This is a genomic window from Hufsiella ginkgonis, assembly GCF_009834915.1.
GTDB lineage: Bacteria > Bacteroidota > Bacteroidia > Sphingobacteriales > Sphingobacteriaceae > Hufsiella > Hufsiella ginkgonis.
In genome coordinates this window covers 1,173,696-1,183,037 of record NZ_WVHS01000002.1, presented here as the reverse complement: position 1 = coordinate 1,183,037, position 9,342 = coordinate 1,173,696, and the positions used below count along the sequence as shown (strand labels likewise).

At 50.3% G+C, this 9,342-nt stretch carries 9 protein-coding genes; 5 read left to right on the top strand and 4 right to left on the bottom strand.

The window, feature by feature from the left end:
• Nucleotides 1-16 precede the first annotated feature (16 nt).
• Nucleotides 17-391, top strand: coding sequence for a DoxX family protein (locus GS398_RS12025; RefSeq protein WP_160906992.1), 375 nt, complete (start codon nt 17-19; stop codon nt 389-391).
• 69 nt (nt 392-460) lie between these two features.
• On the opposite strand, the gene GS398_RS22465 is transcribed toward GS398_RS12025, so the two are convergent.
• Entirely contained in the window at nt 461-772 is a 312-nt protein-coding gene (locus GS398_RS22465) for a hypothetical protein (RefSeq protein ID WP_237488160.1), read from the bottom strand.
• Nucleotides 765-1,529: an SDR family NAD(P)-dependent oxidoreductase gene (locus GS398_RS12015; RefSeq protein ID WP_160906991.1), complete on the bottom strand. Its 765-nt coding sequence runs from the start codon at nt 1,527-1,529 to the stop codon at nt 765-767. Before GS398_RS12015 ends, GS398_RS22465 begins: the two co-directional genes overlap by 8 nt.
• A 325-nt stretch (nt 1,530-1,854) precedes the next feature.
• Here GS398_RS12015 and GS398_RS12010 point away from each other — a divergent pair, with 325 nt between their 5' ends.
• Together GS398_RS12010 and GS398_RS12005 are read left to right on the top strand one after the other, a co-directional pair.
• Complete coding sequence (locus GS398_RS12010) at nt 1,855-2,442, top strand: pentapeptide repeat-containing protein (protein WP_160906990.1); 588 nt, start codon at nt 1,855-1,857, stop codon at nt 2,440-2,442.
• Between the two features lie 73 nt (nt 2,443-2,515).
• Nucleotides 2,516-5,365: a lantibiotic dehydratase gene (locus GS398_RS12005; RefSeq protein WP_160906989.1), complete on the top strand. Its 2,850-nt coding sequence runs from the start codon at nt 2,516-2,518 to the stop codon at nt 5,363-5,365.
• On the opposite strand, the gene GS398_RS22830 is transcribed toward GS398_RS12005, so the two are convergent.
• Nucleotides 5,295-6,425 (bottom strand): sensor histidine kinase, encoded by a 1,131-nt coding sequence (locus GS398_RS22830; RefSeq protein ID WP_160906988.1) that lies wholly within the window; start codon nt 6,423-6,425, stop codon nt 5,295-5,297. The genes GS398_RS12005 and GS398_RS22830 overlap by 71 nt on opposite strands.
• Before the next feature lie 91 nt (nt 6,426-6,516).
• Here GS398_RS22830 and GS398_RS11995 point away from each other — a divergent pair, with 91 nt between their 5' ends.
• Nucleotides 6,517-6,660 carry a hypothetical protein gene (locus GS398_RS11995; protein WP_160906987.1) on the top strand — a complete coding sequence of 48 codons (144 nt, stop codon included), beginning with the start codon at nt 6,517-6,519 and terminating at the stop codon, nt 6,658-6,660.
• 18 nt (nt 6,661-6,678) lie between these two features.
• On the opposite strand, the gene GS398_RS11990 is transcribed toward GS398_RS11995, so the two are convergent.
• Nucleotides 6,679-7,431: a LytR/AlgR family response regulator transcription factor gene (locus GS398_RS11990; RefSeq protein ID WP_160906986.1), complete on the bottom strand. Its 753-nt coding sequence runs from the start codon at nt 7,429-7,431 to the stop codon at nt 6,679-6,681.
• 536 nt (nt 7,432-7,967) lie between these two features.
• Here GS398_RS11990 and GS398_RS22275 point away from each other — a divergent pair.
• Nucleotides 7,968-9,341 (top strand): hypothetical protein, encoded by a 1,374-nt coding sequence (locus GS398_RS22275; protein ID WP_202406031.1) that lies wholly within the window; start codon nt 7,968-7,970, stop codon nt 9,339-9,341.
• Nucleotide 9,342: the final 1 nt, after the last annotated feature.

Sequence of the window (9,342 nt, the reverse complement as noted above, 5' to 3'; positions counted from 1 at the left end):
ACTTAACTGACACATTATGAAGATCGCAATGATTGTGGTAAGGAGCCTGATGGGCCTTTTACTGTTGTTCGCCTCGGTGACGTACTTGTTTAAGCTATTCCCCGTACCGGCGATGGAAGGCGCCATTAAAACGTACAACGAAGGCCTGGCAGTAGTGAACATGATGTTTTATGTGAAGATTATCGAGCTGATCTGTGGTATTGCGTTCCTGACCGGTCGTTTCGTTACCCTGGCGGTGGTAGTAATATTCCCGATCATTCTCAATATCGTGTTGTTCCACGCGGTGGTACAGCCGGCCGGTCTGCCCGCAGGCGTATTCCTGCTGGTAGGAAACCTGTTTATAGCCTATTACTACAGGAAGAATTACGCGCCGTTGTTTTCGATGAAATAGGCTAACCTGGGGAAATTAAATATCGCTTTCTATTTCGTCTGGGCATCCGGAGTAACGCTTACGCGCTATTTACTCCTTTATTTTAAAGATGAAAGACGAGGCCGTCATGTACTTTCCGCCCTGCGAAGTAGTAAACAGGTAAGCAGGTTCGCCGTGCTGGAAAAGTAGCTGCGGACGTTCGAACCGGCCGTTTTCGATTGCATCAGCAAGCCAGTTCTCCGCTACCGCTAGACCATTTGCGGTTCCCCCGTACCAGCGGATCGTAGAAGTCTCGTGTTCGCTGGTACGGGGGCCGTGCGCGTCATAGTGATCTTTTTTAACATTGCCGGGCGCGGAATTTTGGCCTGGAAAAAGTACTGCCTTTTTTGGAATGTTAAACAAACATTCCGCCCGAAACCTCGATGCGCTGGGCGTTCACCCATTTGGCATCGTCTGAACATAAAAAGGCCACTACACCGCCGATATCATCGGCCATTCCCGGTCTTCCCAGCGCGGTAACGCTGCTTACGAAGTTCATGAGTTGCTCGCTGTTGCGCAGGTGTGCGTCGTTAAAGTCGGTGGCGATGGCGCCGGGAGCCACCACGTTTGCCCGGATGCCCCTGGGGCCGAGCTCCTTGGCCAGGTATCGTGTGAATACTTCTATCGCACCTTTCATAGACGCGTACACTGAAGATCCCGGTACGCTGAATCGTGCAAGGCCCGAAGAAATATTTACAATTCCGCCGCCCTCGTTAATCAGCGGCAGGATGCGCTGGGTGAGGAAGTAAACGCCTTTAAAATGAACGTTCAGCAGGTCGTCAAACAACTCTTCGGTTACTTCGCCGATCGGCGCATTGCGGCCCATACCCGCGTTGTTTACCAGGAAATCGAGGTGTGCCGCGCCGAATTCCGAACTTAATACTTCCTTTACCTGGTCTGTAAAGGAACCGAAGCTGTTTATTTCACCAGTATTTAGCTGCAGTGCGGCGGCTTTCCTTCCGCTTTTGCGGATTTCGGCGACCACACTTTCGGCATCCGCCGACCGGGTGTGATAGGTAATGATCACGTCGATCCCTTTCCCGGCAAGCCTCAATGCCATGTCTTTGCCCAACCCGCGGCTGCCGCCGGTTACCAGGGCTATTTTTTGTGTTGTTTCCATCCTGTTGTTTTGTAATACAAAGATGGGAAGAATGGGGGGCAGGTGTTTGAAAAAATCAATCGGTTATTTGCGAATTTCAAATAATGGCGTCTTGCGGAGACCGCAAAGTCCTGCAGTTACTTTTTAAGCGCCTGATTTTGTTTTATCTTGGCGTCCTTTCGTGAACGGACCAGGAATAACATGCAGCAGTATCGAAAATGACACCGGGCTGGTGTTTTTAACAACAGGATACCGGTACATGAGGGCAACTAAGCTGCTGTGGTTCGGCAACCAATGGGTTCGGCAGACCCGCAATAAGCACCTGCCAGCCGCGAATTAATTTTATATGGAAGAAAAGGAAGATATACTGCATGAAGGAAAGAGGTTCACGGATGTCGATTATTCGGGGAAAAAGCTGGCGGACCGCGAATTTGTACGATGCATTTTTGAGCGATGCGACTTTTCGAACAGCGACCTGGGCGACGCTGACTTCGTAGACTGTGAATTTCGCGGCTGTAATTTCTCCATGGCAAAGCTACAGGGTGCAGGCCTTAGCAATACGTGGTTTGCCGGTTGCAAGCTGATGGGTGTTGACTTCAGCACCTGCAACAAATTCCTGTTCAGCTTTACGTTTGAAGATTGTATACTGGATTATTCCACGTTTGTAAGAACGAAAATTAAAGGGACGAAGTTTAAGAACACCTCGCTTAAGCAGGTGGATTTCGAGGGAACGGACCTCACTGCGGTGTCTTTCAGCCACTGCGACCTTGCAGATGCCACCTTCGTAAATTCCATCCTTGAAAAGACGGATTTTAGTACAGCGAGGAACTTCACCATCGATCCCGATGTGAACAGGATGAAGAAAGCGAAGTTCGCTTACCGCGATCTGGCAGGCCTGTTAGGAAAATACCAGCTGGATATACGGTACGATTAACCAATTCGCCGCCAGGGCTACCGCCGGTATGCGCTTCAGCGACTTTCGGGCCTTCTATGAAATATCTAGAGATATGAAGTTAGCAACGCTTGACCAGGCCATTTGCCGCACGCCCGCTTTCGCACTGGATGCCACCCTTGCGGAAGTATGGGACGAGCTGAAGGAAAAGATCAAAGCATCATCGCCGGCATTTTACGAGGCGGTTGCTCACCTCTCTGCCGGCGACCTGGACAGTATCGACCAGAAAACCCGCTACTCGATCTGGAAGTACTTTAACCGCTCGAAATACCGGGGCACGCCATTTGGCGAATTTGCAGCTACCACCATCTTCCCGCTTACGTATGATGAACAGTCGCCGGTGGTTATCGCCCGGAACATGCGGCGCCACCGATTTACCGATTGGCGCCAGAAGGAAGCGGTTATCCCGGGTGTACAAGCGCTTGTTAAGACCGCGGCGGCTTTCCACGCAAACACATCCGTTTATTACCTGGAGGAAGAGATCAGGTATATCCGTTTCCGGGACGGGAATTTTGAGCTGGCTGCTGTGCAATCATTCCCGCAGTTAAAGGCATTAATGTCTTTCTGTTCAACCCGGCGGCTTAAGGAGGAAATAGCGAATGAGCTGTTTGCGCAGTTCTCGCTGGACACGGAGAGCGTGGATAACCTGCTCGGGATTTCGGTGGAACACCAGCTGTTGCTAACAGACAGGCACCCCAACATTACCGGGCCCGATTTTTTTAACCGCGTCTGCCCGGGTACCGCGACGAGCGAGAGCAGTTATCTCTTATCAGAGCGCGCACACATTTCCGGCAGTCTTCGGAAACAGGTGTTGAAAGACCTCCCGGAGCTGCTTCAATTTTTAAACAGGGTACTGCCCGCACCCGGTAATCAGGACCTGGACCGTTTTAGAACGGCCTTTCTGAAGAGGTTCGGTCAGGAGGAGATCTCCCTTGCGACAGCCATGGACCCCGAAACAGGTATCGGGTACGGCAACCTGGAGGAGCAGGGTTCGGGGGACCTGGTTGAAGCTATAAAATCCGGCGGCGGCCCGGAGGACGACGGAGAAAATCTTTTCTCTCATCCCTATACTGCCTTCACCAGTTTCCTGGTGAACGGCGTTGTCCGCGGAGCTCCCATCAAACTCGAGCTGTTTGAGGGCGATGCCCGGACAGGACCGCCGGAGATTCCTAATTCATTGAGCGTTATTTTTCATGTATGGCAGGGGCGGCCGGTGATCGCCAACGCCGGGGGCTGTTCTGCAACCGCTTTATTGGGCCGTTTTACGCTGATGGGCGAACGTTTCGAAGACTTCGGCAAGTCTATAGCTGCCGCCGAAGCCCGTGCCAATCCCGGCATCATGTTTTTCGATATCGCCTACCAGGCGGAAAAAGAAGTGGATAACGTGAACAGGCGAAAATCGCTGTACGGAACTGAATTACCTGTACTCAGCTGGTCCTGCCTGCCGGAACCGCTCACCTTTAACGAGATACTGGTAAGCATACACGGGAGCAGCATCATCCTGCGGTCGAAACGCGATGGTGCGCGACTGGTGCCGCGAATCCCTTCCGCCTATAACTATACCCGGTCTGATCTAGCGGCTTTCCGCTTTTTATGCGACCTTCAGTACCAGCAGATCCGCCCCGACCTGGGTTTTAACCCGCAGCATTTTCTTCCCGGGCTTTCGTATTATCCCCGGGTCACTTTTAAAGAAACGATCGTTTCGCCCGCAAAATGGCTGGTGCCCAAAGAACTGCTGGAATATGGAAAAAACGATAGGCCTGAAATAAAAAGATCGTTGCTGAAAGATTGGCTCAGCCGCGAAAAGATCGACTTCCTGTTCAAAGCCGGCGATGCCGATCATACCCTGTGCTTTGATCCGGGCAGTACCTGCGACCTTACCGCTTTCCTGCTGTTTTGCAGGCAGCACCGCAGTGGCGATCTGCTGATCTCGGAGGCCCTGGTGGATGAAGACGAAAGTGTCCGCGATGAAGGCGGGAAACCTTATTTTGCCCAGTTTATAGCCAGTTACGGTCATCCGGGATGTGTTTACCGGGCGGTTACGGGGTATGGCAGCCCTGCGATCGATCCGCGCAAAAAACAACCGGAAGAGATGCTGATCCCCGGCGGTGATTGGTTATACTTCCAGCTATTTTGCTACCCGGCACGAACGAATAGCCTGCTCCTTGGTCACGTGGCGAAGTTTATCGGCGAGATCAATAAGCTGATAAAAGAATGGTTTTTTGTCAGGTACGATGATCCTGCGCCCCATATCCGGTTAAGGGTGCACCTGAAGTCGCCGGATGACGGATTTAGTGTGATCGCTGTGCTTAAAGACATCATCGCGAAAGATCTCCGGTCGGGCATTATCCGGGATTTCAGCATTAAGCCGTATATCCGCGAATTGACGCGTTATGGCATCGCCCGGATCGGGCTGGCGGAGCGTTTTTTTTGGATGGACAGCAAGTATGCGCTTGATCTGCTTTCCCGTGCGGTGTCCACAGAGCAGTTGTATGCTACTACGCTTTACACCGTTCGCTTCTTTTTATCGCTTTGCTTTGCCTCGGCCGCCGAGCAGGCGGAGGTGGTGCAGGCTATTGCAGGCAGTTATGCAAATGAAATGGAAATGGGACCGGCGATTTTTAAAAAGCTCAACCAGTCGTTCGCTCAATTGTATGCGGGCGTTCATCCCGGGGTGGTGCCGCAGGCCGCCAGGCGAGCTGCGAGGCAGGGGCCGCTGCTCAAACGCCTGATGGCGGCATGCACGGACGCCGAAAAGGTACAGCTATTCACAGACCTGGTACACATGCACGTCAACAGGCTGTTCTCCTCAGACCAGCGCGTGCACGAAACCATTATCTATCAATACCTTTTAAAACTGCTGCGGATGCCGGCAGCGCGGTTAAAGGCAATAACGGGATACTGACCGAAACGGTGAAATAGTTATCGTCGCCGGCGCCGTAACTAAACCGCTTCAGGTCGCCATAGGTATAACCGAGGCGTCTTTCGATGTTGTCCAGCCCCGTATGCGGGATATCCGGGTTGTGTTTATGGCCGATCAGGTTGCTGGTATTGAGGTGCAGGTAGTTGTCGTCCCTGTACACCTCTATCAAAGCCTCATGACCCGGGGAGTTAAGGTCGCCGTGTTTAAAGATATTTTCTACCAGGGTGAGCAGTACCAGGGGAATGATCTCCAGCCCGCCCACTTCGGGCGTATGTTCGAAGCGGATGGCCAGTTCGTTATTTTTCCGGAGCTGGTATAAATGCAGCAGGTTTTCTACCTGTTCTATTTCTTCCGAGAGCACCACGAAGTCGCCTTTTTTGTCGGAATCGATGGCATAACGCATCATTTCCGCCAGGGTGATGATGGCGTCGCTGGCGGCGAGCGACAAGGTATTCACCTTATGATAAACGAAATCGAGCGTATTAAACAGGAAATGCGGGTTGATCTGCGCTTTCAGGAAGGCATTTTGCGCTTTTGAGAGCTCGTGCTCAGTTCGCTGCTGGTTGATGATGTTATTTAAGCGGATCCGTTCCAGCTCTTCCGCGCGGCGTTTTTCTTTGTTGTAGGTGATCATAAAATAATAACCGCTGGAGATCCCGATAAAGTAGAGCCCCCGGTAAAGCGCCCGCAGGATGAACTGGTAATCGAATTTCGCCACTTTAATATGGGTGATAGACTTGATGGCAATCAGCACGCTATCCACCGCAAACGTACCGCATACATATACCGCCATTTGAAATACCAGGATCAGCGGTAAACGCCAGAATGCGCCCACACGGGTCTTTTGCGCCCAGGGAAGCGCAATAAGCGAGTGGAAATAAAACAGGGAAAGTATGAGCGTATAATGCGCCACGTAGGTAAGCAGATTGCCGAAGACGCCAAAAACCACGCCTACGATCACCGTTTCGTACATAATGAATATTCCCCAAACCAGCAGGTGGATCTTATTCCTTTTGAGCCATTCTGAAAAGATCTTTTTCACCAGATAATTCCTTCCTAAATAGAATACTGACCGTTCTGTATAACGATTTTTTTTGGGCCGAAATGCCCGGGTATGTTCCGTGAAAAAAATCATGAAACAGAACCAATTTAGCATTAAAGACACTACGCTTGTTGTCTATCGCAGAAACAAATCAATGAGCGGAAACAGGAACACCGACCCAACCACAACTACGATTACCATCACATTAACCGGCATCGCCCGCGGTCGTAAGTAATTATTTTAAGGCATGGCGCTAATTTTTGCGCCCTGCCTTGATTAGTTTCTCGGACACAAACGCCGTGAAATGTTTCCGGTAGTATTCGCCCACGGTAATCGTGATCCCGTTATTCATTTTTATCATATTGCCATCGATAAACTCGATGTGATTCTGGCTGATAATAAAGCTTCGCTGGAAGCGTACAAACCCGGGATATTCCTCTAATATCGCGGAAATTTCGCGTAACGAGATATATGCCAGTACTTTTCGCTTGGTGGTGTGTATCATTACGTAATTGAGTTTGCTTTCCACGGCGATCACGTCGGCAAAAGAGATCCTGATCAGCTTCAGGTTGTCCTCTTTGCTTTTTACAAAGAAAAAGTCGCTTTTTTCCTTTGGTGTTTCCATAAGCAGCGGCTCTTCTGCCGCCATCCTTTTGGGGAACAGCTTGCTGATGGTGGCGGCAAACTTCGCGAGCGAATAGGGCTTGAGCAGGTATGCGTCTGCCTCCGCCTCAAAGGCGTCGTACCCATACTTGGTATGCGCGGTAGTAAATATCAGCTTATTGGTTTTGCCCCTGATGTGCCGCGAAAGCTCGATGCCGGTTATTTTTGGCATATCGACATCAAGAAAAATAATGTCGACCGGGTCGCTTTCGCTGATCTCCCTTAAAGCATCTATGGGGTCCATATAGCTTTTAACAAGCTCTAAATCCGGGATTGAATTGATATAACGTTCCAGACCCTCAATCGCGTGAGATTCGTCGTCAATTATGACACATTTGTACATACACCTGATCCGTAGAACAACGCCCTAAAGATACTGTTTCCTGTTTGATATAGATAATAACCACTTACATATAGAAAATACACCGTTCCGGATAAAATATTACCGGTTGAGGCCGGGGATGCCTACCTTTCTCTTAAGTGCAATGGTCACTTGCTAAAGGCAAAGCAAGCGAGCCGGAATAATCTCAAACCGAAGGGCGTGCTGGTGTGTGTGCACCCCTTCGGTTTATTCTTTTCCGGGGTCTAAAAAAAATCCCGCGTTATTGAAATATTTTAAAAGAACCTTATATTAGTCAACATAAGATTCGCTCCACCCAGCCAGAGTAATGTGCTGTTTTCGGGAAAACATACAGGTGTTTCCAACCGGGCAGGTGCTATCCAATTTGATTTTATTGAAATAATTTGATTTTATTGAATAAGTAATGATCAGTTCACTGCGGATATGATGAGGCTCCTGTGCGGTGGATCGAATAAGCGGCGAAAACGGCTCAATCTGGTTTGATCCAGAACCGGAAAATAACCTAACCCTTAATTAATATGTTCAACAATGTGGTACTGGATGTCGTTATAGGCATCGTCTTTATTTTTATGCTCTACAGCCTGCTGGCGACCTCGATCCAGGAGGCGATCGCCACGGGATTCGCCTTGCGCGCCCGCACCCTGCGGGACGGTGTGATTAACGGCATGCTGTGTAACACGCCTAAGATCTCGCTCTGGAAGAGTATTATTCTCGGTGTCTGGGGCTTTCTGAAAGAGGCTGTGTATACATTTATCCATCGTCCCGCGGTGAGCAAGAAACACAAAAAGCTCGGGCATTTTTTCTACGACCATCCCATCATTAAGAACTACGGCTCGAGCCGGGTATTCCGGTTCCCGTCTTACATTGCCGGCGGCAATTTCTCTATCATCCTACTGGATGTGCTTCGCGACGAGTTCAGTAGGCTGGAGGACGGGATCATTGCCTTTAAGCTTGCCGGAACAGCAGGCAGCACCGAAGACGCCGTACGCGGAGAACTGATCAATGCCGCCGATACGCTAAAGCTGAAAGATCTGTTCAGCTATTATGCAAGTGAGTATAAAAAGCCGGTCGCGGAACGGGTAACTGGTCTTGTGATCGAAGAAGATACGCTGCGCATCCTGCAATTACACCTGCGCAACAGCGCATACAACATGGACGAATTTAAACGGCGCCTGCTGGTTTGGTATGACGACAGCATGGACCGGATCTCCGGTTGGTATAAGCGGCAGGTACAGTTCATCCTGTTCTTCATCGGCATTTCCCTGGCGGTGATATTTAACGTAGACGTTATCCAGATCGCGGGAAAACTGTCCACGGATAAGGACGCACGCAAAAACCTGGTAGACCTGGCGGTTAAAGAGGCCGAAAGTTACCGGACCGTGGTAGATTCACAACGCAGCGCAAAACAGGTGGACTCGGTCAGTGCGCTTTACCGGAAAAGTTTAGACGATGCACGTAAGAAAATAGACTCAGGCGTGGTCAATGCCAACCAGGTGCTGGCACTGGGCTGGGGAGATTTTGGACGAAAAGCGGATAGTGCAGCCATCATTAAAGCGGAATTTGGCGAGGCCAAAGTTGCGGATACGATAAAAAAGCAGCGGCTCGATTCGCTGTACGAAAAACACTACGTGCGATATAAAGCAGGGCATGTGTTGTCGGCCACGTTTACCAATCCCAGCAAGATGACGGGGTTTTTACTAACCGCCCTGGCTATTTCGTTAGGTGCGCCGTTTTGGTTCGACTTGCTTAATAAGCTCATCAATATACGCGCTACAGGCAAACGCGAAGAAAATAATAACAGCAGTGGAAGTACGGCGGGAGTGAGCCCCGGGCATCAGGCCGTAAATGTACACGTAGGTTCTCAAACAACTGACGAGGAGGCAGTGGGATAAT

Coding starts and splice junctions, on each gene's coding strand:
- GS398_RS12015 (WP_160906991.1), bottom strand. CDS start 1,529: ATGGAAACAACACAAAAAATAGCCCTGGTAACCGGCGGCAGCCGCGGG.
- GS398_RS12010 (WP_160906990.1), top strand. CDS start 1,855: ATGGAAGAAAAGGAAGATATACTGCATGAAGGAAAGAGGTTCACGGAT.
- GS398_RS11995 (WP_160906987.1), top strand. CDS start 6,517: ATGAAACAGAACCAATTTAGCATTAAAGACACTACGCTTGTTGTCTAT.
- GS398_RS11990 (WP_160906986.1), bottom strand. CDS start 7,431: ATGTACAAATGTGTCATAATTGACGACGAATCTCACGCGATTGAGGGT.
- GS398_RS12005 (WP_160906989.1), top strand. CDS start 2,516: ATGAAGTTAGCAACGCTTGACCAGGCCATTTGCCGCACGCCCGCTTTC.
- GS398_RS12025 (WP_160906992.1), top strand. CDS start 17: ATGAAGATCGCAATGATTGTGGTAAGGAGCCTGATGGGCCTTTTACTG.
- GS398_RS22275 (WP_202406031.1), top strand. CDS start 7,968: ATGTTCAACAATGTGGTACTGGATGTCGTTATAGGCATCGTCTTTATT.